19 protein-coding genes are annotated in these 25,136 nt (G+C 54.0%); 10 read left to right on the top strand and 9 right to left on the bottom strand.

What is annotated here, in order from left to right; genetic code table 11:
- Window positions 1-57 precede the first annotated feature (57 nt).
- Window positions 58-1,398: a nucleoside recognition domain-containing protein gene (locus tag VPK24_RS05760; RefSeq protein WP_393011226.1), complete on the bottom strand. Its 1,341-nt coding sequence runs from the start codon at window positions 1,396-1,398 to the stop codon at window positions 58-60.
- Between the two features lie 145 nt (window positions 1,399-1,543).
- Here VPK24_RS05760 and VPK24_RS05765 point away from each other — a divergent pair, with 145 nt between their 5' ends.
- Both VPK24_RS05765 and VPK24_RS05770 read left to right on the top strand, forming a co-directional pair.
- Window positions 1,544-2,035: a hypothetical protein gene (locus tag VPK24_RS05765; RefSeq protein ID WP_393011228.1), complete on the top strand. Its 492-nt coding sequence runs from the start codon at window positions 1,544-1,546 to the stop codon at window positions 2,033-2,035.
- A 91-nt stretch (window positions 2,036-2,126) separates the two neighbouring features.
- The gene (locus VPK24_RS05770) at window positions 2,127-5,177 is read left to right on the top strand and encodes a UPF0182 family protein (RefSeq protein ID WP_393011230.1); all 3,051 of its coding nucleotides are present in this window, start codon (window positions 2,127-2,129) and stop codon (window positions 5,175-5,177) included.
- Window positions 5,178-5,195: 18 nt separating this feature from the next.
- Here VPK24_RS05770 and VPK24_RS05775 read toward each other — a convergent pair whose 3' ends face one another.
- The 3 genes from VPK24_RS05775 to VPK24_RS05785 form a co-directional block, all read right to left on the bottom strand.
- A complete protein-coding gene (locus tag VPK24_RS05775) occupies window positions 5,196-5,777 on the bottom strand; it encodes a Uma2 family endonuclease (RefSeq protein ID WP_393011232.1) in 582 nt (193 codons plus the stop codon).
- A gap of 100 nt (window positions 5,778-5,877) precedes the next feature.
- Window positions 5,878-6,528, bottom strand: a complete 651-nt coding sequence (gene msrA / locus VPK24_RS05780; protein WP_099534929.1) for a peptide-methionine (S)-S-oxide reductase MsrA — start codon at window positions 6,526-6,528, stop codon at window positions 5,878-5,880.
- A gap of 155 nt (window positions 6,529-6,683) precedes the next feature.
- On the bottom strand, window positions 6,684-6,956 hold the full coding sequence (locus tag VPK24_RS05785) for a hypothetical protein (protein ID WP_393011234.1): 273 nt from the start codon (window positions 6,954-6,956) through the stop codon (window positions 6,684-6,686).
- Window positions 6,957-7,440: 484 nt separating this feature from the next.
- Between VPK24_RS05785 and VPK24_RS05790 the strand changes: the two genes are divergently transcribed.
- The 5 genes from VPK24_RS05790 to trmFO all read left to right on the top strand — a co-directional run bounded on the left by VPK24_RS05790 (window position 7,441) and on the right by trmFO (window position 12,315).
- Window positions 7,441-7,881, top strand: a complete 441-nt coding sequence (locus tag VPK24_RS05790) for an Hsp20/alpha crystallin family protein (protein WP_393011379.1) — start codon at window positions 7,441-7,443, stop codon at window positions 7,879-7,881.
- A gap of 119 nt (window positions 7,882-8,000) precedes the next feature.
- Window positions 8,001-8,333: a hypothetical protein gene (locus VPK24_RS05795; protein ID WP_393011236.1), complete on the top strand. Its 333-nt coding sequence runs from the start codon at window positions 8,001-8,003 to the stop codon at window positions 8,331-8,333.
- 129 nt (window positions 8,334-8,462) lie between these two features.
- Window positions 8,463-9,560, top strand: coding sequence for a hypothetical protein (locus VPK24_RS05800; RefSeq protein WP_393011238.1), 1,098 nt, complete (start codon window positions 8,463-8,465; stop codon window positions 9,558-9,560).
- A gap of 216 nt (window positions 9,561-9,776) precedes the next feature.
- Window positions 9,777-10,703: a hypothetical protein gene (locus VPK24_RS05805; RefSeq protein WP_393011240.1), complete on the top strand. Its 927-nt coding sequence runs from the start codon at window positions 9,777-9,779 to the stop codon at window positions 10,701-10,703.
- Window positions 10,704-10,929: 226 nt separating this feature from the next.
- Window positions 10,930-12,315, top strand: a complete 1,386-nt coding sequence (trmFO, locus tag VPK24_RS05810) for an FADH(2)-oxidizing methylenetetrahydrofolate--tRNA-(uracil(54)-C(5))-methyltransferase TrmFO (protein WP_393011242.1) — start codon at window positions 10,930-10,932, stop codon at window positions 12,313-12,315.
- 213 nt (window positions 12,316-12,528) lie between these two features.
- On the opposite strand, the gene VPK24_RS05815 is transcribed toward trmFO, so the two are convergent.
- Window positions 12,529-13,323, bottom strand: coding sequence for a choice-of-anchor E domain-containing protein (locus tag VPK24_RS05815; RefSeq protein ID WP_393011381.1), 795 nt, complete (start codon window positions 13,321-13,323; stop codon window positions 12,529-12,531).
- A gap of 652 nt (window positions 13,324-13,975) precedes the next feature.
- Here VPK24_RS05815 and VPK24_RS05820 point away from each other — a divergent pair.
- Window positions 13,976-14,395 carry a DUF1823 family protein gene (locus VPK24_RS05820; RefSeq protein ID WP_393011383.1) on the top strand — a complete coding sequence of 140 codons (420 nt, stop codon included), beginning with the start codon at window positions 13,976-13,978 and terminating at the stop codon, window positions 14,393-14,395.
- A gap of 19 nt (window positions 14,396-14,414) precedes the next feature.
- Here the strand turns inward: VPK24_RS05820 and VPK24_RS05825 are convergent, their stop codons facing one another.
- The gene (locus VPK24_RS05825; protein ID WP_393011244.1) at window positions 14,415-15,347 is read right to left on the bottom strand and encodes a hypothetical protein; all 933 of its coding nucleotides are present in this window, start codon (window positions 15,345-15,347) and stop codon (window positions 14,415-14,417) included.
- Between the two features lie 1,074 nt (window positions 15,348-16,421).
- Here VPK24_RS05825 and VPK24_RS05830 point away from each other — a divergent pair.
- Window positions 16,422-20,279, top strand: a complete 3,858-nt coding sequence (locus VPK24_RS05830; RefSeq protein ID WP_393011246.1) for an ATP-binding protein — start codon at window positions 16,422-16,424, stop codon at window positions 20,277-20,279.
- Here the strand turns inward: VPK24_RS05830 and VPK24_RS05835 are convergent.
- From VPK24_RS05835 to dnaN, 3 genes are all read right to left on the bottom strand, one after another.
- Complete coding sequence (locus tag VPK24_RS05835) at window positions 20,276-21,781, bottom strand: tetratricopeptide repeat protein (protein WP_393011248.1); 1,506 nt, start codon at window positions 21,779-21,781, stop codon at window positions 20,276-20,278. The two genes, VPK24_RS05830 and VPK24_RS05835, sit on opposite strands and share 4 nt — an antisense overlap.
- A 527-nt stretch (window positions 21,782-22,308) precedes the next feature.
- Window positions 22,309-23,442, bottom strand: coding sequence for a ChaN family lipoprotein (locus VPK24_RS05840; protein ID WP_393011250.1), 1,134 nt, complete (start codon window positions 23,440-23,442; stop codon window positions 22,309-22,311).
- Window positions 23,443-23,624: 182 nt separating this feature from the next.
- Complete coding sequence (gene dnaN / locus VPK24_RS05845; RefSeq protein ID WP_393011252.1) at window positions 23,625-24,773, bottom strand: DNA polymerase III subunit beta; 1,149 nt, start codon at window positions 24,771-24,773, stop codon at window positions 23,625-23,627.
- 12 nt (window positions 24,774-24,785) lie between these two features.
- Between dnaN and VPK24_RS05850 the strand changes: the two genes are divergently transcribed.
- On the top strand, window positions 24,786-25,076 hold the full coding sequence (locus VPK24_RS05850; protein WP_393011254.1) for a hypothetical protein: 291 nt from the start codon (window positions 24,786-24,788) through the stop codon (window positions 25,074-25,076).
- Window positions 25,077-25,136 lie beyond the last annotated feature (60 nt).

Below are 25,136 nucleotides of genomic sequence, written 5' to 3' on the forward strand. Positions count from 1 at the left end.
CCACGCGGCAAAAACGTACGCCGTACGCCCGACCCCAACGGTAGACCCACGCAGTCATCAAGCCGTGCCTGGCAGCAGCAACCGACAAACCAACACCGAGGCGATCGCACTGACCGCATCAGCAAACAGACCCACCGGCAAGGCATAGCGCGTCCGAATAATCGCCACACTGCCGAAATAGACCGCCAGCGTATAGAACGTGGTGTCCGATGCGCCCTGCATGGTGGAAACCAAATCCGCCAGGAAGCTGTTGGGGTTGGCTTTCACAATTTCCGACATAAACCCAAACGCGCCGCTCCCGGACAGCGGCCGAATCAGGGCCATGGGCAGCGCTTCGGCGGGCATCCCAATCAAGGCGGTGACGGGAGTGAGCAGGTTGGTCAGCAGTTCCAACGCGCCGCTGGCTCGGAACATCCCGATCGCCACGAAAATCGCCACCATAAACGGAATCACCCGCACAGCAATTTCAAAGCCTTCCTTTGCACCCTCGGTCAGGGCTTCATAGACCCGCACGCCTCGGAAGTAGCCATAGATCAAGAAGCCGCTGATAAACATCGGCAGCACCCAGTTGGAAATGGTGGTGAAGCCATCAATGCTGAACACGAAGCCGAACCCGTGGCGGATTACCTTTTGAACGATCGCCCCGAGGAAGGCCAACACCAACCCACCAAAGACCAGTTGACCGACGCGGCTGGGGGGATGCAACACGGGCGGCGGGGCGGTGTCCACGGCCGGTTCGATTGCCTCTGAATCATCAGTCGAGTTCGAGATCGGCTCGGTTGGCTCAGTCACCGGAGCTGGATCGGGCGATCGACGGGCCGCAAACTTGGCGGCAAGCACCGCGGCCGTTGTCCCGATCGCCGTGGCAATCAAGGTGGTGAGGACGATCGAGGCCGGTTGGGTCGTGCCCGCGCTGGCCCGCACGGCGATCACCTCCAACGGAATCAGCGTCACCGATGCCGTGTTAATCGCCAAAAACAAACACATGGCGTTGGTGGCCGTGCCGGGGTTGGGATTCAGGCGATCGAGTTCCTTCATCGCCTTCAGGCCCAAGGGCGTGGCCGCGTTGCCCAAGCCCAGCGCGTTGGCCGCCAAGTTCATGATCATGGCGGACATGGCGGGATGCTCCGGCGGCACGGTGGGAAACAGCCGCACCATCACGGGCCGAATTGCCCGGGCGATCGCCTGCATCAACCCAGCTTCCTCCGCCACCCGCATAATCCCCAACCACAGGGCCATGGAACCCACCAGCCCGATCGCCAGTTCCACCGCGCTGCCCGCCCCTTTGAAGGAAGCCTCCGTCAGGGGTTTCATCTTGCCGCCATAGGCCGCCACCACCGTGGCAAAGGCAATTAGAAACAGCCAAATCGGGTTCAGGGGCGAAACGTTCGTTTTCATGGGCCGGGACAACTCCACAGAAATTCCCGAGAAATCCCTTGCAGAAATAGCACGATTTGACCCAGAACATTTCGGAATTTCGTTGCTATAACCGAGGCGTAATCTGGCAACCAATCCAAAGATTATGATCAAGCGCCCCTTAGGTGTGACCATTCTGGCGGGCTTGCAGTTTTTCTATAGTGGTTTTGGGTTCTTGCTCAGTTTGTCCGTGTTGGTGATTCCCCAATGGCGGCAATTTTTAGTGGATAGCACGATCGAGAGCCTCAAACTGCAACTCCAAACCGCCGGTTCCAATTCAGATCCACAAGCCCAGGCAATGATGCTGGGGATGGTTCCGACGTTGATTTTGGTGTTTGGGGGAATTGGGGTGTTGCTCTCGCTTGTGGGGGGATTGCTGGGATATGGCCTCTGGAAGTTGAAGCAATGGGCTTGGATTTTGACGTTAATTTGGCAGATTTTGCAGGTTTTAAGTTTGGGACAGTCGCTCGTGAGTTCGATCGCCCTAGGAGCGGCTTCAGTTCCGGCCTCAACCCTGTCGCAGTTAGGGTTTCAATTGGCGATTGCCCTTTTGATTTTGTTCTACCTGTTTCGGCCTAAAGTGCGTCAGGCCTTTAAATCGCCTCAATCGTCGGCCTGATGGTGGCTGTTGCCCAGGGGCGGCGGCGCGGAACAGTTGTTTTTTTTCCAACATTCCGCTAGACAACGTTCATTGAGGCTGGAGACTTTCGATGACCCGGACGCGATCGCCCTTGGCTGTCAATTCAACGCCCCCCATAGCGGCCCCCGATCGACCCAGGCAGCAACCCTGGCGGTGGGCCCTGGGAGGGTTGGGTTTTGTGCTGGCGATCGGGCTGGCGGTGCGCTGGCTGGGGGATGGCCTTTGGTTTGGCCAGTTGGGCTATGGCTCCCTTTGGTGGATGCGGCTGGCGGTGCAGGCGGCTCTGTTTGGGGTGGGGGCGATCGGGTCGTTGGCGGTGCTGTGGGGCAATCTGTGGCTGGCGGAACAGCTCAACCGCCGGGAGTCGGTGGCCCTGGGCCCTGATCCCGATCGACCCTGGTGGGTGATGCCTCGGGCGATCGAACCGCGCGGGGAACGGCTGGTGGGCGGCCGGCTAGATTTGCTGCCGCTGCTGCTGGTGTCGGGATTGTTGGCCCTGGGGTTGGCCCTGCTGGTGGTGCATTACGGGCAAATTGGCTGGGCGGCGGGGCGAGAAGCCTTACCCACGGCGGTTCCTCGCTTGCAACCGCTGCTGTTGTGGGAACTACTGGAGCCGTTGCGATCGGGGCAATGGTGGTGGTTGGCGCTGCCGGGATTTCTTTGGGCCCTGGGGGCGATCGCGCCGGGGTGGGGCTTGCGGGCCTTGGGGGCGATCGCCGCGTTGAACTTTGCCTGGATTGGCTCCCAACATTGGGCGACGATTTTGCTGGCCGCCCACCCCAGCCGATTTCAGCAGGTGGATCCGGTGTTTGGGTTGGATGTGGGTTGGTTTGTGTTTGGCTTGCCCCTGGTGGAACTGTTGGAATTTTGGGCGATCGGGCTGTTGCTTTGGTCAGCCCTGTTGGTGGGGCTATATTACCTGCTCAGTCAGAAATCCTTGGCTCGGGGGCGATTTCCTGGCTTCACGGTGGGGGAATGGCGGCATGGCTGCGGCCTACTGGGATCGGTGTTGTTGGCAGCGGGCATCAGCGCCGGGATTGCCTGTTTTGATTTGCTCAATTCCACCCGAGGCGCTGCCTATGGAGCCGGTTTTGCGGATATTCGCGTGCAGTTGCCAGCCAACATCGGCTTGGGGTTGGTGTCCTTGGGCAGTGGGGTTTGGCTGCTGGGCTATGCCTTGACGGGGTTGCAACCTCGGCGCTGGCTGGATGGCCGGGTGGCACAACCCACGGGCGATCGCCGGCCGGATTTGCCGCCCCGATTGGTGGCAATCGGGCTGTTGTGCTACGCGATCGGGGGCATCAGTCTGGGTTTTCTGTTGCCCGAGGCGGTGCAGGGGGCAATTGTGGAACCCAACGAGCTGGAACGGGAACGGCCCTACATTGAGCGCAACATTGCCTTTACCCGATCGGCATTTGGCCTCGATCGGGTGCAAGCGGAATCCTTTGACCCCCAAGCCACCCTCAGCGCGACGGATCTGCAAACCTATGGGCCGACCCTTGACAGTGTGCGACTTTGGGATACGAATCCGCTGCTAGATACCAATCGGCAGTTACAACAAATTCGCTCCTATTACCGCTTTGCCAATGCAGACCTCGATCGGTACCAATTGCCCGATCGACCCAATCCAACCAAGGCCGTAACGGCCCGATCGACCCTCCATCCCACCATCCTCTCCATGCGGGAGTTGGACACCACCGCCCTGTCAGCCCCAGCCCAAACTTGGCTGAACCGCCATTTGGTCTACACCCACGGCTATGGCTTCACCCTCAGTCCCGCCAACCAAGTGGGAGCCGGTGGCCTACCGCTCTATTGGGTTCGGGACATTGGTTCCGGCACTGATGACACGGGCGGTGGCATCCTGCGGGCCGCCAATGAACAGGTGAGCCAGGGCATTCCCCTCGATCGGCCCCGGATCTACTTTGGTGAGCTGACCAATACCTACATCCTGGCTCCGACCGCAGCCCAAGAGTTGGACTATCCCCGAGGCAATGACAACGCCTATAACCACTACGACGGTCAAGGCGGGGTGCTACTGGGCGATCACTGGTGGAAGCGGTGGCTGTTGGCGGCCTATCTGCGCGATTGGCAATTACTGCTGACCAATAACCTCACGCCGGACACGCGCTTGCTCTGGCGGCGGAATGTGCGGGAACGGGTGCGGACGATCGCCCCCTTCTTGCAGTTCGATCGCGATCCCTACGCCGTGGCCGTGAACCTGCAATCGGCGGCGGATTCCGATGGGTTCGATCGCCGCAGCCACCTGTTTTGGATTGTGGATGGCTACACCACCAGCCGCCGTTATCCCTATTCCGAACCCAGCCGCGCCGGTTTTAATTACATTCGCAATTCCGTAAAAGCGGTGATTGATGCCTATAACGGCACGGTGCGGTTTTATGTGGCCGATGGGGATGATCCACTGATTCGCAGTTGGCAAGCGGTGTTCCCGGAACTCTTTCACCCGATCGACCAATGCCCGCCGGCCATTCGATCGCACTTCCGCTACCCGATCGATCTGTTTGCCGTGCAATCGGAAAAGCTGCTGACCTATCACATGAGCAATCCCCAGGAGTTCTATAACCGGGAGGATTTGTGGCAAATTCCCAACGAAATTTACGGCAACCAGCCCCAACCGATTCAGCCCTACTTTGCCCTGATGCAACTGCCCGGCACCAGCCAACCGGAGTTTGTGCAGTTGTTGCCCTTCAGCCCCGCCAGGCGCAGCAACCTGATTGGCTGGTTGGCGGCCCGCTCCGATGGCGATCGCTACGGCCGACTCTTGCTCTATCAATTCCCCAAGGATCGGCTGGTGTTTGGGATTGAGCAGGTGGAAGCCCGCATTAATCAGGATCCGGACATTGCACGCCAAATTAGCCTTTGGAATCGCCAGGGTTCCAAGGTGATTCAAGGGAACTTGGTCGCCATCCCGATCGGGCGGTCCATTCTCTATGTGGAGCCGCTGTATCTCGCGGCCGATGCGGGCGGCCTGCCGACCCTGATTCGGCTGGTGGTGGCCCATGGCGATCGAATTGTGATGCAACCCACCCTCGACGCGGCAATCACGGCCATGTTTGGCCAACGATCACCAGCCCCTCAGGCCGCTCCCCAATCAACCTCCTAGGAATTCAAAATCTAGGAATCAGGAATCCAAAATGCCGGACAACGAGAGTGAAAAACCTGGTAGGCAACTATCACCGCTCAAGGTGGTGGGGGATTTCAGGGTTTCCACCGGGCGATCGGGTCGGTAGATCTGGGCGATCGCCTCCGCCGGATCCAGCAACCACCCCAAACGCAACCCATTGTTGAGATATTCCTGCATCTTCGCTTGCACTTGGCCCAAGTCATCACTGGGCGACTTTAGCTCCACCACAAAATCAGGACAAAGGGGCGGATAGCTATCCTGTTCCTTGGCGCTGAGGGCTAACCAGCGATCGCGACTGACCCAAGCAACATCGGGCGATCGAATGGCTCCGTTCGGCAGTTTAAACCCCGTGGAAGAGTCAAACACCTCGCCCAAGCCCGTCTCTTCATTCCACAACACCAACCGCGCCGTGAGGCGTGAGTTGCGCTGTCCCGTTCTGCCTCCCGTGAGGGCCACGATCACTAATTCTCCTGCGGCGGTTCGTTCAAATTTGCAGTGGGGATTTTGGCGACAGATGCGGGCAAAGGTGGCATCGTCCAAGGCCAAGTCCGGCTGAAGATCGATCGCGATCGCGCTCATGGCAAGGGGCCCACCGGGGCCAACAAAGGAACGATCGGCCGCCGGGCCCCCAGGGCAACCCCAAGACAACCCGCGGCCGAAACAGACACAGCAACAAACCCTAAACCGCCAAGCCCACGGGACAGCTCACCCCCGTGCCGCCCAGGCCACAATAGCCGCCGGGATTTTTAGCCAAATATTGCTGGTGATAGTCTTCCGCGTAGTAAAACTCCGGCGCATCCAGAATTTCCGTGGTGATGTCTCCATGGCCCGCTTGGGTCAGGGCCCCTTGGTACTGTTCCTTGGAGCCGATCGCCGCCGCCTTTTGGGCTTCGTTGTAGGTATAGATGCCCGATCGATATTGGGTTCCCACATCGTTGCCCTGGCGCATCCCTTGGGTGGGGTTGTGGCTTTCCCAAAAGACCTTCAACAGTTGCTCGTAGCTCACCTGTTGCGGGTCATAGACCACCAGCACCACTTCGTTGTGGCCCGTCAGGCCCGTGCAAACTTCGTGGTAAGTGGGGTTGGGCGTGTGCCCGGCCGCATAGCCCACGGCCGTGGAAAATACGCCGGGGGTTTGCCAAAACTTGCGCTCGGCTCCCCAAAAACAACCCAACCCAAACAGGGCCGTTTCCAGACCGGCCGGGAAGGGCCCCTCGATCGGGTTGCCATTCACAAAATGCTGATTCTTGATGGGCATTTTGGTCGATCGCCCCGGTAACGCTTCTTTGGCGGTGGGCATCGTGGACTTTTGCTTTAAACCAAAAAACATGGCGAGGAGTTCCTGAACATTCATGGGCAATTTGATCGGGGTTCGATCAATCTCAAAGCAAGGCGCAATCCAATTTCAATGCAATTTCAATGCGATCGGTTCCGATTTGGGGGTGTGATCCCTGGGCCGCAACTGCTCGATCTTAAAAGGTTTTCCTAGGGCTGGGGAGGCACAGACGATTCCCGATCGCCCGCTGATGGGGCCGCGTCCCTTGATGGGTGCTTGGGCGATCGCCACGTGATCGGGCGGCGGGTTCCCATTTCCGTTGCCGCCGAAGCCAGCAAATACAACACCAACAGCCCCATCCCACCCGCCAGCCACCGCCAATCGCTGTCCGTGGTTGGGAGCGCCACCAGGACAAGCTCGATCGAGCAGCCAGCCCCGCAATTCATCCCCCAATTCATCCCAAAATCCATCCTGTCATCCATCCCCACAACAGCTCCCATACCCAGTTAAGCACCCGGTTCGGCCCCCGCTGAATTTCCGGCTGTCATCGGACGAATTATCGGTTTTCAAGCCCGCTTAAGTACGGTTTTCATCCTTGCAACTGTCTTAATTTGATTGCAATATCACTGCGCCTTTTTAGCATTTTTATTTCTTCGATTAAGCCTCAGCAGTCAGCAGCAAAAGCGATTAGGCAGTTTGGTCAGCAGTTTGGTCAGTATTTTGGCTTTCAACACAATGCCTCAGCCATTGGCTTCTAAAAATTCAGGTGTGGGAACTGCCCTTAAATGGGTCGTGCAAACCGAATCAAGCTTCTGTTTGAGCAAGTTATCTTGAGATTGTGCAGAGCAAAACGCTCCACGCAAAATTGAACCAATTCGAGCAAGATTGAACTCGATTCTTGAGATTGAAACTCAAGCAAACCCTTCTCCCAAATTGTTGATTTCAGGAGTTCGCGAGGTGGCTAAAATGACTTTGATTCGTTGGGAACCCTATCGAGAAATTGAGTCGCTCCGTCGTCGTTTTGATCGACTCTTGGATGGCGCACTGATGACTCCTTTGGCGATCGATCCGGAATTGCACCACGCACCGGCTGCGGAATTGGAAGAAACCGCTGATGCGCTATTGTTGAGACTGGAACTACCGGGCATTGATCCGAAAACCGTTGATGTGGAAGTGACAGCGGAGTCGGTTTCGATCGCTGGTGAGCGACGCTTCGAAAAAACCGTCCAAGAAAACAGCGCTTTCCGCACCGAATTTCGTTACGGCAAGTTTCAACGAGTGATTCCGTTGCCTACCCGCGTGCAAAATGCCCAAGCCACTGCCAACTACCAAAATGGCATTTTGGAACTGCGGTTGCCCAAGGTGGAAGAAGAAAAGAACAAGGTTGTGAAGCTGTCGATCGGCTAGGGTAACTGGCCCATGGTTGAAAGCGTTGTACTGCGGTTTTTCGCTTTAGCTTTGAACTTTGATCTTGAGCGATGATGTTGCACTCCCGTTTCAGTGCAATTGCTGACCTAGAAGGATGAATGAATGCAGATTCGGGGGAATCCTGCGCGGGTTCTCCCGGTTTTTTAATTCAAGCTCAAATCAAGTTCAATTTAAGTGCAATCGAAACTGAATCCAAACTCAACCAAAGCTCAATCCAAACCAAGCCTAAGTTGCAGCACGGTCAAACCAAGGTCAAATTCAAGCGAATTAAAGCACAATCAAGATCAAATCAAGATCAAATCAAGCATGAATGCCGATTAACTGTCCCTCAATCACAAACAGAGGGCAACCTTAGAATTGGCTTTAAACCTTGGCTTAAAACCTTCGTTTTAAACCGTTGCTTTCACAATCAACTTTTAACATTGGTTTAAACTCTCAAAATAATAGGGATTGATAATCCCTCGCTTTGGAAATCATGACGGGTAGGGGCCACACAATCCAGAGTGGCGCGTCTACAATCGAGGAAGCTTCTCACACAGGTCGGCGGTCTTAATTCGGGTATGGAAACAGGCGATCGAATGCGGTTATTGGCGCTCTTGGGGTTGAGCGTGGTGGCATTTTGCACGGTGGTGGGCGTGGGTAGTTTGGTTAGCCACGGATCCACCCTGGGGCTGGCCAGCGTGGAGGTGACAGACTCCGCCTGGGGCCAAGGGGCCCTGTGGCAAAATGCGGCCCAAGCCTTGGGGGGACTGACGATCGGGGTGGTGTCCATGCGGGTGCTTGATCGCTGGCGCTATCAACAACGGTTGGAGCGGTTGCAGCGAGATTTGGATCACGAAAGCCACGAACGCCAAACCCTGGAAACCAGCCAGCGAGCGCTACAACTGCAACTGGAAACCCTGGAAGAGCAGGCCACCAACCACCAACGGACGATCGAGGCGCTGAAAACCCAACTCCAAGAGCGCGATCGGCTGCTGCAAAAGGAGCGGACTGACCTGGAAGCCATTCGCACCGATGTGGAACAAACCTGGGATGAGCAAGCCGCTCTCCAAGGGGAGCTATCCCATTTACGGGATTACGTGGCGGAATTGGAAGCGGAGCTAAACACAAGCCAAAGCAACTTGGCCAGCCTGTTGCAATATCAACCCAAACCGACCGAGACGGGAGAGAACGACTCGGAAACGGACGAGTTAGTCAGTGCAGGGGCCTTTGAAACGGTGTTGGCGGCGGTGGAAACAGCGGAACAGCAATTTGGGGATGTGTTGGAAATTTGGGATTCTGCCCGATCGGCTGCGGCTGAGTCCCAGTTTGGTCGCCCCAGCGAGGTTTATCAAGCTTTACGGGCGATCGCGGAAATTGGCCGCGCCTCCCTGCTAGCGAAACGGGAAGGGCGATCGATGGGCGGTTGGCGGGAGGGTTTCCGCGCCTATGGTTTGGACTTTAAGCCCACGGAACACCAAGTCACCGGTTCTCGATACGGGAGCGATCGGGACTTTCGGCATGGGGGCCGCAAACAGCGGATGTTTAAACATCTCACCTTGGGCAAAAACAACGCAGTCCACAACTTGCAAATTTATTTTGAGCTGGACTTTGAAACCGAAAAAGTGGCGATCGGCTACTGTGGCAAACATCTCCGCAGCTACGGTTGGGCTAGCTAACTATTCGGTTTCTATCAGTCTGGGCAGTTGCTCGCGACCAGCGATACTGGCACAGGGTTGAAATCAGCACTGTTGAAGGTAGCGAGCGATCGCCCATTCGCAAAAGTGTCAAGTGTAGTACAGTTTAAGACAGCATCAAGAAAGTAAATCTCTGGATATAAGAAGTCATCTAGAGAGCTTTAAATGCATGAAGATAAGTAATTAGGTAGGACTCAAATGTCAGATTTAACAAGCACCGAAAAGAAGATACTGGAAGCATTGCTCGGTATGAGTAGTGGCTATGTATTAGATTTTTCAAACAGAAGCTTTAAAGATTTTATTTTAGATGCATTAAAAATAGATATATATGATGAGAAATATGATCACCTTAGCGGCTCAAAAGCAAATCGATTAAGGTATTTTTGGAAAACAGAGTCTAACTCTACCGTAGGAACACTAATAGAGAGTCTTTTGGAATATTGGAAGGCAAAAAAACTAATAGCCAAGCAAGTTCCTACTATTGAAGAAGAAAGCTTGTTCAGGGAATGTCAGAAAATTGTCAACAGGTTAAAAGCAGATAAATCAAAAGAATCTCATCAAAGTTCTCCTAGCTCGGAGAAATTCTTTTTATCTCAGTCTCAGCTTCTATCAGAATTTGATACATTAGCAGGATTACAGTCTACTGAAGATAGGCAGCAGCGAGGACGATTACTTGAGAATTTACTAAAGCGTGTTTTCGACCTCTATCAAATCTCAACTAGAAAAGGCTTTGTTAGGAATGAGGGAGGGGAGCAGATAGATGGTGCATTCGAGCTTAACGGCTGGTTCTATCTGGTCGAATGCAAATGGACTGAAAAGCTAACAGATATAAGGCAGCTCGATAGCCTTTATGGCAAAGTTGACCGTTCCGGTAAGCAGACCCTAGGACTATTTCTATCGATCCACGGATGGTCAGGACATGTATGTCCTCTGCTCAAGCAAAATTGTGGTAAGTCCATCATTTTGATGGATGGTTATGATTTGCGATCTGTCCTTATTGAATATAACAATTTAGATCTCAAGAAATTACTTTTGAAAAAGCTAGAGCATTTAAATTTCGAAGGAGAGCCGTTTCTTAGTGCAGCCAAGATTTTGGAGGATTCCACAAAAGAATCTGCCAAGTAGTTCTTTAGAAAAAATTGCAGGCTATATCAAGCAATAGTTATAGCCAAATTTTACTGAATAGCTGACTGCGGATACTGAATCGAGTGATACATAGCTTTTTCAGTAAAACTAGCTTGTTGTATATGATTCAGACAGTTGAATTTCGCAAACGCCGATCGCCCTAATCAAATTGCTATAAGCTATTCATCTTGGTTCCTGCAAGTTTGGGCGATCGCTGAGGTAAGCCATGTCGAATTTACAGCCGGTGTATGTGATTGGCGGTGGGCTGGCCGGCACTGAAGCGGCCTGGCAGGTGGCGCGATCGGGCGTGCCGGTGGTGTTCTATGAAATGCGGCCCGAGCGTCTCAGCCCCGCCCACCACACGGAACATTTGGCGGAATTGGTTTGTAGCAACTCCTTTGGGGCGATGTCCGCCGATCGCGCGGCCGGCTTGCTGCACGAGGAATTGCGGCGGCTCGGGTCGATCGTGATTGGCAAGGCCGATCACCATGCCGTGCCGGCCGGGGGTGCGTTGGCAGTCGATCGCGCCGAGTTTAGCCGCGACCTGACCGAAACTCTGGCGCAACATCCGCTGGTGGACTTCCGGCGCGAGGAAGTGCGGCAAATTCCCACCGATGGCGTGGTGGTGTTGGCCACGGGGCCCCTGACCAGCCCGGACTTGACCGAGGATCTGCGACAGTTCACCGGCCGGGACTACATGAGCTTTTTCGATGCGGCTAGCCCGATCGTGGTGGGCGAGTCGATCGATCGCGACGTGGCCTTCATGGCTTCCCGCTACGACAAGGGCGAGGCGGCCTATTTGAATTGCCCCATGAACCGGGAGCAATATTTGCAGTTCTATCAAGCCCTCTGTGCGGCGGAACAAGCGCCCCTGAAGGATTTCGATCGCGAAAGTGCCAAATTCTTTGAAGGCTGCCTGCCGATCGAAGAACTCGCCCAGCGCGGTGAAGACACCATGCGCTACGGCCCCCTGAAACCCGTGGGCCTGTTCGATTCCCGGCTGGGCGACGGGCGCGACCCCGCCAACCGCGACAAACGCCCCTACGCCGTGGTGCAACTGCGCCAAGAGGACAAGGCGGGGCAACTGTGGAACATGGTCGGCTTCCAAACCAACCTGCGCTGGGGCGAGCAACAGCGCGTGTTTCGGATGATTCCCGGCTTGGAAAATGCCGAATTTGTGCGGATGGGCGTGATGCACCGCAACACCTTCATCAACGCGCCAGAATTGTTGAGCGCCACTTTGCAGTTTAAGGGCCGCGCCACCCTGCTGGCGGCGGGCCAACTGATCGGCACGGAGGGCTACACGGCGGCCACGGCCGGCGGCTGGCTGGCTGGAACCAACGCAGCCCGGATTGCCCGCGGCCTGGAGCCGATCGCCCTGCCCCCCGTGACCATGAGCGGCGCACTGTTCGAGTTCATCAGTTCCGCCTCACCGAAGCATTTCCAGCCGATGCCGCCGAACTTTGGCATCCTGCCGGAGCTGCCGACCAAGATCCGCAACAAACAGGAACGCTACGGCCAATACCGCGATCGCGCCCTGGATGAACTCGATCGCTGGAAAGTGGAATCCTTGGGTGATCGACCTGCGGCTTTGGTGGGTGCAACGGTTTAAGCGATCAACATCATGCAAAAAAAGATTGGGTTCAGCAATCGCCAAACCCAATCTCAACAGTACCAACTTGTGCAATTCAGTTGTGCAGTCCACAGGATCGCAGTCAAGGGCAGCTCGGGCTATCTTTTCAGTCCCCCAGCCTCATCCCTAAATTGGCTAGGGTTCGATCGACTGGCGATCTAGTTCCGAGCTGCCATTGACAGGCCTTGCAACCTAGTTCCGGGGTGCAGCAGCCCGCAGACGACGCTGAACCATTGCCCCACCAGCCACCAAACCAAGACCCAACAGCGCGGTAGGTTCTGGCACTGAAGTGGATTCTTTTTCATATTCGTAATCAACCCGCAGCGCACCTTTAGCCAGGGTCAGCACACCGGCATTCAAGTTACCCGGGCCAAAGACACTGAACAGAGCCGAAGCGGAGAAGGTGTAGTCGATCGAACCAGCACCGATGAAGCCAGCCAAAGCTGCGGCATCAGTGATGGTTTTGGCTTGTTGATATTGACCGTTCAAAGAAGTGGAAAACTTCTGGCCCGAAGTGCCAGCAAAGTCAAAGCCCCCATCAAACGAAGGCACTGTGAAATCATGGGCACCCGTGAGGGGAATGTCAAAAATCGACGAACCACCGCTCGATTTCAGGCTCAAGTTAGCCGAAAAATCGAAGGCTACGGGCGCACCAGATGGGGCTGCGATGCCAAAGTGCTCATAGTAGGCCTTTTGCCAAAGCCCCGTATCAAAGGTCAACTTGGCCGATTTCAGGGTTCCGAGGCTAGGATCGAATTTCTGAATCGATAAGACTTGGTTGATATCTGTGAGACCGTAAAGGCCATTTCGGGCTTCTGCGTCCGTGAGGCCACCCGTAAAGCCATCAATCGCATTCAGGGTTGTAACCGTACTGGCGCTTGGCACGTAGGCATCGGAGTAGCTGATGCTGAGGGCAAGTGCGGGAGCCGCGATGGAACTCAGCGAAATGGTTGCAAGTGCAACACTGGGGGCAAACCAAGATTTCATATCTTCCACAGGAGGATGGGTATTGAGAGCAAAGTTCGACCGCGTAGCATTCCGCGTCGCTTTTATGACCCCTTATAGAATCTAACTTAGCTTTAAGATTTGGCGGAATCAAGGGGGATTTTTAAAGATTCAGCAAAGATTGATTGATGATTACTTAAATTAAAGAGTGGATGAAGAAAAAACATGCAATCGGTCTCCCAAATTGAACGATCAAGAGTTGCGTTTTTCCTGCATCCCGATGCTTAGGTTTTGGTTCAAGCTGCTGGCGCAAGAAATGATGTTGCGATCAAGTGCGGACTAAACCAGTGCTGAATCATTCCAGGGTGAGTGCAATAGGACAGCCAAGATAGGAAGTTTAGAGAAAATTGGGTATCGATCGAGTCAAACAATCACAACATTGAATATCGGGATCGAATAAATTTAATTTGATTTAATTTGATTTAATTTGATTGATTAAATATTCTCGATTGGATTTTATTGCAGTTTGATACTATTTTTTGATGTAATATTTGATGTAATATCTGATGTTATAAGTTTATAGAATTTATGAATTAATTGCGGTTTTAAACAGAGGTTTGTCATGAGTAGTTGCCAGGAGCCAAACTGCACAGAACTTTCAGCGGTGGCATTACCGGATGGATTCCCCGATCGCTTGCCCAGTCTCACGATCGAGCTGCTGTGGGACATTTTAGACGATCGACTAGAGGATGACCGGGTGAATCAACTGCTGTGGCATGGGTTGGGTTACCAATGGGATCCAAGCACCCAAGCTTGGTTGGCTCCGGCTGACTGGCAAGAGGATTATCCAGAACCACCGAACTTTATTGAAAGCCGCCCAGCCACGGTGAAGCTGACTCGATCGATTCCCGCCGAGAATAAGCAATTGCTGAAGGAATATTTGGGCTTCAAGGGCTACAAGGTGGGGGAATTAGTGCCCCGCAAAACCCGACGAGCAACGGCGGTTAATTGGCTATTGGGCTATCTGAAAGCACAGAACTTGTTGCCAGTGCAACCGCCCGATCGCCCTTCTGCTCAGGATTCAGCACGGTCGGCCAATGGCGAAGACGCATGATTCAGCCTTGAGGCGCTTCCTAGGCTTTAGGCGGCTGAGGTGGCTGGTGAGAATCGGTGTCGATCGGGCTTGCGGGCGTGTCGATCGCGGGGGAATCTTCATCCCACAGGTCGATCGGATCATCATCATCATCCGTCGCAGCATTCTCTGGGGCGGCGGGCAAATTTCCAGCGGGGCGATCGCGCTGGGGTGACTGACTTTCCTGGGTCAGGCGATCGGCGCGATCGCGCATGGTTTCTGTCAGCTCCGTGGCGCGGGTGCGGGCCGTGTCCGCCAAAGACTTGGCCCGATCGCGGGCTTCCCGGGCCAAATCCGCAAACCGACTGCGGGCCGTTTCGGCGATCGGCTTCGTCTTTTCCTGCACTTGGCGCAGGGTGGTTTGCACCGACGTTTGCACCGAATCCAAAGCCTGATCCCAAGCGGCCGTCAAAGGAACCGCCTCGGCCGCTTCGGCCGCCTGGGTCACCACCAACAGTCGCCTGGGCCCGCCGCTGATGGCCGCTCCGGCCGGCAAGCTATAGGCCACATCCGCCACACCTTCACGCCGGAAGAGGTAGCGATCGACCCGGCCCACGGCTGGATCCAACTCCAGATCCGCCACCGTGCCAATTCGATTGCCTCCGTCCGTCCAAACCTCGTGACCCACGAGGTCAAAGGCTCCCTCCGGCTGTTGCAGGCTCTCCCCTTGGGGCCCCATATCCACCAACACGCTATCCGCCCCGATCGCCACCACCTGACCCCAAGCACAGGCTCGCAACGGGCCACCCAGCGGCAACTTCAAGGACAAATTCAGCGGCAACGGCCCCGATCGAATCACAATCCCCAACACCCGGGCTGCTCGCGGGTCAACCCACAGGGCCGCCACATGGCCCAGGGTTTCCGTAGTGGCGCGATCGAGCACCAAGCGGCCTAGCAGTTGGCTTTGGCGAATAAACGATGCTGTCGCAGACATGGGAGTTATCCAAACGGCCTGAAAGTTGCGTCGATCCTAGCTGATGATCCTCGTCAATTTCTGATCAAAAATTCCTAATCAACACTGTATCAACACTGTTGCGCTTGCACCCAAGACCCTTGCATCCAAACCAGTCGCCTTGATGGCCCAGGTTTCCAAGCGTTAGTTCTAAGGCCAAGCTACAGCCATAACCCTTGGGAAATCAGAATTGCTTTGGGTTCCCTAATTGAGGTCACTGAATTTACTTAAATTTGCGATGTGATTGAGTGCTTTTTTTAATTTTTTCGATATTTTTCGATACTTCCTACCTAACTAATGTAGATGGAAAAGATTAGAAAATAAGTTAGCTTTATTCAGGGCGATTTTTTATCTTGATTTGCAAGATGAATTGGAGTTTAATTTAAATTCCAGATCACTGATTCTTTATTGCAATCAAAAAATCACATTATCATCCATCATGCAATACTTGAGTTGATACAGTTAGGATCACTTGCTACTATTTCCAGTAAGCTAAAATTCTTCTACTGAAACAGTACAGTCACTTGAAGCTATCTTTTAGTCATTAGCTGAATAAATTTGGCTGGTACTGAATTTGAATCACCAAGGGCAATTTTTTCCTGGCTCAGCACACTTACAAAACTTATAAAATCTCAGTTCCATAAGTTGATATCAATAGAATTATCAATATGAGTTCAAGCGATCGGGCAACGAACGCTGTGATATTTTTAACGCTTCAGTGGATCTACTCGATTAGTAGGTAGATAGCGTTACAGATCATCAGTCGCTGATAGTGTTAATACCAGTTGTAAGCGATTGGTTAGGCAACGGCGCGATCAAAGTTCGATCGCGCCCTGATTGTGATCGCAGTCGAAGATTGCAAACCGGTCGATCGCACAATTGCAGTCAGGTCATCCACCGTTGAGCGACTGGGATGCCACTACCCGTCCATGCCCCCAATCAAACCGACCATTCCCGGCCCAAACCGCTTCCTCAATTCCCTCAATCATTTCCCAAACCGCTAGGACAAGGGCCCCTGAACGCGCCTGAATCGCCCCGTCAGTCCCGCATGAGCCTATGAATCTTCAACAGCAACGCTGGCGAAAAATGCGGCTTCCCCGTCGGATCCAAGGCCTCTGGCAACGGATTGCGCTGCTGCGGTATGGCCCCAATCAGCCCGATCGATCCCCGACCATTAGTCTGTTTTGGGTGCTGACGGTTCCCTTTGTGGTGCAGGTGGTGGGGGCGGTGGGATTGGTGGGCTATTTGTCCTACCGCAGCGGCCAAACCTCCGTAGAAAATTTAGCCAATCGCCTGCTGGATGCTGTGGATCATCGGGTTCACGACCATGTGGATAGTCTGCTCAGTAAGCAACAACAGGCCCTGGCAGCCAACGGCCGAGCAATCCAAGGGGGCAAGCTGCCGTTGGATGACCCCACTCCTTGGCGCGAGTACCTGTGGCAACAGATGGCCACGGATCCCGGTCTGGTGGTGGCCATGTTTGCCAACGATCGGGGATTACTGGTGGGTTATGTGCGATCGGTCAACCTGGAATTGCGCCAACAAATTGAGCAGTTGACGGGCAAATCCTATCCCGTGGGTACACAGTTCCTGGCGGAAGCCAGCCCCAACCTTCCTAGCCAGCGTCTCTATTCGCGTGTCAACGACCAAGGACAACCCTTGGAACCCGCCTATCAAATCACCGATGATGTGCGGCAAACGGCCTGGTTTCAAAGGGCCCAAAGTAGTCGCCAGCCCACTTGGTCACCGGTTTACACCCATCGTGTGATTCCAATGCTGGGCATTGATGCATTGTTGCCAATTTATGATGGCGATCGCAATTTTCGGGGCGTTTTAAGCCGCACAGTTTTATTGTCGGGGTTGAATACCTTCCTCAATCAGTTACAGATTTCGCCCCGAGGTCAGGCGTTTATTGTGGATCGATCGGGCCATTTGGTGGCTACCTCAACCCTGGAATTGCCCTACATCCAGCAACCCAACCAACCCTATCCCACAAGATTATCGCTGGCCCAAAGTCGTAATTCAGAAACCAGAGCCATTGCCCAGCAACTTCAACAAAAAAATCCCCATTGGCAAACCATTCAAACGGAACAACGGTGGCGATTAACCTTTCAAAATGGCACGTTGTTTACGAAGATCACTCCCTACCAAGATGCCTATGGGTTGAATTGGCTCGTGGTCACTGCGGTTCCAGAAGCAGATTTCATTGGCGAGATTGAGGCTAATCATCGCCAAAATTTTTGGCTTTGCTTGTTGGCCTTGGCGGGATCCTTGGGAACGGGCACTTGGACGGCCAAACGCTTGAGCCGATCGCTGCGAAACCTGACAGAGGCAACCCGGGCGATCGCCGCCGGACAACATGCCAACCCCCTGCCCAAAACATGCGTTGCGGAGGTGAATCGCTTAACCCAAGCCTTTCAGCAAATGGTGGGAGCTTTGCAAGCGGCCGACCAACTCCGCCACACCTATGCCCGTGACCTGGAGCAACAGGTGGCGCAGAAAACGGCTGCCCTCACGGAAGCCCAACGGATTGCTCAGGTGGGAAGTTGGGAATTTGATGTGGCGACGGGCACAAGCACTTGGTCAGCAGAACAGTTTCGCATTTTGGGATTGGAACCCGATGCCCAGGAACCAAGCCGCCCTGACCTTTTTGATTTGCTCCCCGAGGCCGATCGCCCGCGATTTGTGGCCACGGTCACGGAGGCGATCGAGCAAGGAATTCCCTACACGATCGAACATGGCATCCAACGCCGCGACGGGTCAACCATCTATCTGATCAGTCGAGGTGAACCGATTTTTGATCAACAGGGTCAAGTGGTGAAACTGGTGGGCACCATCACCAACATCACCGATCAGAAACGGATGGAACTGGCCCTGCGCCAATCAGAATTAAAATTTGCCACCATCTTTCAAGCCGGCCCAGAAGCCGCCTGGATTGCCCAAATTAATGATGGTTATTGCCTCAATATTAATGATAATTTCACAAGAATTTTGGGCTATTCTCACATAGAAATAGTTGGCAAAAGTTGCACTGAAATAAAGCTCTGGAAAGATCCCCATGACTTAACGGAGTTTCGAAAAATTCTGAAGGAGCAAGGTTGGGTTCGCGAATTTGAAACAGAATTTCGCACCAAATCTGGCGAAATTAAAACGGTTCTGCTCTCAGCCACCATTAGTTATTTGGAAGGTCAAGATTGCCTCATTGGCATCCTTAGCGACATCAGCGATCGAAAACAAGTGGAACGGGAGTTACATCAAGCCAAAGAGGCCGCAGAAGTGGCTAACCGCGCGAAAAGTACCTTCCTGGCCAAAATGAGTCATGAACTCCGAACCCCTCTCAATATTATTCTTGGATTTACCAACATCTTGCAGCGAGAAGCAGTTTTATTGCCCACCCAGCGGGACGACTTGCAGCGAATTTATCGCAGTGGTGAACATCTTTTAAAACTCATCAACGAAATTTTAGATTTGTCCAAAATTGAAGCCGGTAAATTAACCCTCGCGCCTCAGATCATTAACCTGCGAGACTTGATGCAAAGCGTAGCCGATCTATTTTTGTTGCAAGCCCAACACAAGGGGCTGCAACTGGATTTACAACTGGCCGAACTATTGCCCACCCATGCTCTGGTTGATGGCCGAAAGCTAGAGCAAGTTTTAATTAATTTGATTAGCAATGCCCTTAAATTTACACAAACGGGCTTTATTCGAGTGCGGCTGAGTTCCCACAACAGCAGCCCAGCCCAGTTACCCTCTGTTACGGAAATTTCACCCCCAAATATTCCTGATTTTGAGGCAATTTCCTCAGAGACAACACCTATTGCTAATTCGGCTGCAGCGAATGGCTCACCAACGGCGCGATCGCCCTCCACAACCACCCAAACCACCTTACTGTTTGAGGTTCAAGATAGTGGAATTGGCATTGCCCCTGAACATTTGGAAACCATTTTTGATGATTTTGTCCAGGCAACGGATCACCAAGATACCCATAGTGGAACTGGCTTGGGCTTAGCCATTAGTCGCCAACTGGTGGAGTTAATGGGTGGAGAAATTACCGTTGAAAGTCAACTGGGCAAAGGCAGCCTGTTTCGCTTTTATATCCCCGTTTTGGTGACCCATCAGCCGATGGCTCAAACCAATACACCGATTCCCCAAATTGTGGGATTAGCGAGCGATCGCACGGACTATCGAATTCTGGTGGTGGATGATCAAACGGAAAATCGCCAGCTTTTGGTGCGGCTATTATCCTGTTTGGGTTTGCAGATTCGTGAAGCAAGAAACGGTCTGGAAGCGATCGCCCAATGGCAAGATTGGCAGCCCCATCTGATTTGGATGGATTTGCGAATGCCAGAATTGGACGGCTATGCCACAACGCGAAAAATTCGCACGCTTGAGCAACGGCGTTGGGAGAGTGAGCATCAAGCACCTTTTTCCTTAACCACCATCATTGCCATCACAGCCCAGGGGTCTGCCGATGATCCTTCATTGGCGATCACGGCCGGTTGTAATGACTATATGAGCAAGCCTTTTGCCCTCGATGAACCCTTTCAGATGATGGCGAAATATTTGCCCTTAAAATACCGTTATGCAGAACTCAGAACCGATGCGCCCGATCGCTCCGTTAGCTCCCTAGGCGCGATCAACCAGTCACCCGCCGTGGATTTATCGGTGATGCCCCAGGCTTGGGTTGCCGCTTTACACCATGCGGCCCTTACCTGTTCTGATCAAACCATTACTCAACTCTTACAACAGATTCCTAGCCCTTATTACGACCTCTGCCAAACCCTGACCCACTTAACGGAAAACTTTGCTTTTCCGGAAATTGTGCAACTGACTCAATCAGTTTTGGATAGTCGATCGAGTGGTGCAACGGGCGATCGAGAACCTTCCTCCTCTTCAATCTCATCACTAGGTTAGGGGCTAGGAGATGTCGTCGTGTTCACGGCAGGACTCGGCACAGCAGAAGGGAGAGCAGCCGGCGTAGATGGGGCTGCATTTGGTGCTTGTAACTTGTTCCGTTCCGCAGCATCATCCAGGCAAAGGGGTAATTTTTGAATGATTTCTCGAGTAGTGCCGCGCATTACTGCACTCGTGTCAATGCAGGTGGCCACTCGCCCCTGGCCAACCTGGAAGAACCACTCATATTCTGAAAGGGTTTCCGGGCGAGATTTTTGAATGCAAATAGAATATTCTTGCTCGGCTTCTGAGTCCCGTTGCTTTTCACGATACATTTGTGCCAATAGGCAATGGGAAAGACCTGTTCCTAGCTGTTGTTCAGGAAAGGATTCATCCTCTTTAATGGCACGTTTGAGAATAACTTCTGCACCAGTGTAATCCCGTTGCCACCACCGCAGCCATCCTAAGTTGCGATAGATTTGATAGCGCTGGTTGGCAGATTCCGTGGTTGATAAACCTCGCTTTTCAATGCGGTGTAGCGCCAGTTTTAAAAGGGCTTCCACTTCAGAAGTGGGTTGATTTCGAAGTAACTTGTCCGGTCGATTGGTTTTCAGCAACAAAGAAAATTGCACCCGTGCCAGACGACTGAGGGCGATCGGGTCGCCCTGATCAGCCACTTGCCGATAGGAATCTCCAGCTTCTTTGAGTTGCCCCAGGGATTCATAGACCAATCCCAACCCCAATGAGGCTTCATCATTGTTGGGCATCAGGGAAAGCGTTTTTTGATAATTCACACGGGCCTCGTCTAGCTCGCCCTGTTGATAGTGTTGATTGGCCGCGTAGTTAAACCACCGGGGCAAACCATCTTGGGCGGCCCACATGGATAAAGCCCCAAGGGTGATGGAAAAGGCGGCGATCGCCTCGCTATACCACTTACCGGGAATCGAAAACTTCGCGCAAAACTGTTTTAGGGCCTTGGTTCCTTCGGGGGTGAGCACGCCGCGCCCCAATACGGCCAGCCCGGTCACTTGGCCAGCGCTGGCGAGGGCTTCTCCTAAGCCAAATCCCCCGATCGAAAAAACCGGCAGGATGGTACTTGCGGCACTGGCAGTGGCCAAGAGGGACACAACGGACACCCCCCGCCAGAAAATTTCCCGTCGTCGGGTTGCAATTTGGGGTTTGGAGCCTTCGGCTTCGGGAAACCACCACCAGGCGTTAGGGCCGGGATCGAAGGTATCTCGCCAACGGGGCAAGGCTGCAATGGCCAGAAATTTTGAGTCTAGGGTTGCCAGGCGACGATCGAGCGCGTCGATTTCTGAAACGGTGGCGGCTTCCAGTTGCTGATGCTTTGCCAAGTCCTTGAGGATGGCTTGCAAGGTATCTCGATCGCACAGAATGTCGAGTGCTAATTCATCACGAACCGTTGGATCAAGGTCTTTTTGAGCAAATCGCTCAAGCTGTTCGGTCAGATGCGCAACTCGCTCCTGAAACGTCGGAGCATCCGAAACTGAAGCAAAGCTCAACTCACTTCTCCCCAAAACGATGACAACCCCTGAGCAACGCTGTTAAGTCTGACTTCCTGGTTGATTCCCGATCGCGAGGAGCCAGATCAAAACCAGCTAGTTTTGCCCATATTTTGCACATTGCAGCAATGTGCAAAATATGGGCATTGGCGCAAGTTAATTTAACTGAATTGGCTCGGTTAAGATGCGCCGATTCAAATGAACTGATACAGCCAATACAGCCAATACAGCCGATACAAATGAATTGTGCTGGAGACAGCGATTCGAGGAAACCGCACAATGACGCTGGCACAACAAGTCTGAAAGGGCAAATTGATCACCAACAAGCACCAACTGATCAGTTAGCTCTAGTGCAAATTGATCAGATCAGTAAGTTAGGCCTTGAATTAGGCTTTGGATTAGTCCTTAAATTTGAAATTCGGCACTAAATTGGCCATGCCTAATAAGTTGCCGTCACGAGTTGGTCTTGTTTACTCATAACGCTAGCTCATAATATTACTAATCAATCCTTAGATTAATCAATAGTTTTACGGAGTTGATCGGTCACTGGGCCACCAGTAATGACTGATCGATCGCCCATCGCGGTAAACCTCAGGGGCTTCCAGGGGGCCCAGCAGAATCGATCGCTGCACCACATCGGGTTTGCGCCGTGCCAGGCGATCGGGCACGCCCCACCCATAGACCATGTGGCCACGACCCAAAATGGTCACCACCCGATCGCCCGGCCGTTGCAGCAAACGAGCAATGCCCGCCGCCATGGTTTCGTCCCAAGCGGCCTGAGCGGCCAAAAATCGGTTAAAGCGTTCCGCGCGATCGGCACTCGCAGAACTTTGGGCGCTACTTTGGGCGCTGGCTCCGTGCTGTTGATGAATTTCGTCATAAATTTCTCGCAGCCAGGCCCGGTAACCCGCAGACCCCAGTTGCAATTCATTGGGCGGGGGCAACCATTGCCAAGCCTCAGCGGGGAGCGCATCCCAGCCCTGGCGACCAATTTGGCGAGTCACTTCCACGGGCAGGTTCAAGGCCACGACGGCCACACCCCGATCGCGCGCCCACCGCAAAATCGGTGCAATAATTTCCCAGTCGAATCCCCAGCGTTGGTCAAATTCCGTGCGATCGCGCAGGGTGGCTTCGTCAATCCGCCCCGCCAAGTAATCATCCAAGGGCGACTGGAACGGCTGTTGAAACATTTCCAGCGCAATGACCAACCGGCCGGGCTGACCCTGGCGCGAAAAGTTTTCCACCTGTTGAAAAGTCCTGTGGATAACCTCCAATTTGATCGGCACATCGGCGGATCGGTCGTGAACTTCCCCCAGATAAATCACTTGCGATCCAGCTAGGTCGGCCCAGAACCGATCAAAAACCCCCGGATCACCCGGATTGGTGATGAGGTCTTGTGCCAGTTGTGGGTTAGGCGTGGCAGGAATGGCGATCGGGGCGCTGACCGGAGCACTCGCCAAAGCGCTGGTGTCAGTCACGGACGGCGACACTACCATCGGGGCTGACATCGGGGTTGACAGCGGGGCTGATTCTGCCCAAACAGGAGCGGCCCAGCAGCAGGCGATCGCCCCAACAATCCCCAGCCATTGACCCAACTGAGGCAAAAACTGCCACCAAAGCCGCTGATTTTGGAAATTTGAGCTATCCCTTGTCAGTTGCATTTCACTGGGCTTCCTGGGACTGCTAGCAACCGCAACGGGCATGATCTTCAATATTCAGCCCACGCTAGGAAATTCCAAAGCAAGGATAAATTTCAAAGCAAGGGTAAAAGAAAGGGCAACTGAACTAGCGATTAACTAACACCAACAACACCAAGCGATTAACGCCTGCGGCCAACCTGAACCTAGCTCCGCACCTGCACCGGCATCACCAAATGGGTTGCCTTTGCGCCACCCAAGGGCGTGATCACCACCGGGCTGGTGGGCGTGTTCATTTGAAGCTGAATCTCTGTCGTGGTCAGGTTTTTCAGCGATTCCATCAAGTACTTGACGTTGAAGGCGATGTCGATGTCCTCGCCGGAAATTTGGGCCGATTCGATCGTTTCGCGACCGCTGCCCGCATCTTGCGCATCGGCTGAAATGCCTAGGCTTTGGTTCGTTGCGTCGATCGAGAACTTGACGATGTGGTTGCTCTTTTGGTCAGCAATCACCGAGATTCGATCGAGCGCCCCCAGCAACAGCTTCCGCTCCACGGTCACCTGGCGATCGAACTGACGGGGAATGAGCTGGTTATAAGCCGGGTACTGCCCTTCCAAGGTGCGGCTGGTGAGGTAATAATCTCCCCACTGCAAGGCCAACTGCCCCCGATCACAGTACAGGGCCACCGGTTCGCTCGACTGCTGCGCCGCCAAAATCCGCTCCAGCTCCCGCAGCGTCCGGCCCGGAACCGTCACCGCAAAGGGTTCCACCGTGCCCGTTTCCGTCTCCTCGTCCTCCACCATTGCCGCTCGCACCACCGCTAGCCGGTGGCCATCGGTCGCCGCAAACTCCAGGGAATCAGTCTCCACCGACAGGTGAACCCCGGTCAAAATCTGCTTCGTTTCGTCGTTGCTGGCGGCGAACAGGGAACCGCGCATCCCCTCCAACAGCGCCGCCACCGGCAGGTAAACCGCTTCGCCCGTTTCCACCACCGGCAGGGTTGTAAATTCCTCAGCGCTCATGCCCTGAATCTGGTAGCGGCTGGACTGAGCGGAAATCGCCGCTGAGCAGTCCTCATTCGCATCCAGCGACACCGTGCCGGTGGGCAGCTTGCCCACAATGTCCGCGAAAAGCTTGGCCGGCAACGTGATTTCCCCAGAATCCTCCACTTCCGCCGGGAAGCTGGTCTGGATGCCCAAGCTGAGGTCAAAGGCGGTCAAACTCACGCGCTGAGTGCCCGCATCACAGGTCAGCAGCACATTGCCCAAAACCGGGTGCGTCGGCCGTGACGGGACGGCACGGCTGACCAGGGACAGGTTGGCACTCAGGTCGCTTTGGGCGCAAAGCAGCTTCATGGCTTCTGGGGCTTGGGTTTCGGGGCTGTTCTGTGGAAAACGGCGACCGCCGCCGGGGGAAATTTGGCCCCGATGAGCAGCCCTGAGTTTAACCCAAAATCGCCGTTTTGGCCATCGGGAGCAACCCGTGACTTTGCGGCCCGATCGCCCGCTGGAAAGTCGAAGCGCGATCGCAACAATCAAAGCCTGGCTTGGGTTTTAGCCGTTTTCAAAGGGTTCGATCGCCCTCAAGCTTGCCGATCGGCTCGGCCCCAAGCGCAGCGAACTTTGAACGCTCAGATCCTGATTCTGTCTGGGTTTTAGCCGTTTTCGGATCCGTCAACCGCTGGGTTTCAAACTCAGCCCAGCTCGAACCCTGTCGTC

Origin of the sequence: Limnothrix redekei LRLZ20PSL1 (genome assembly GCF_043235035.1) — a bacterium.
Classification (GTDB): Bacteria; Cyanobacteriota; Cyanobacteriia; order CACIAM-69d; family CACIAM-69d; genus CACIAM-69d.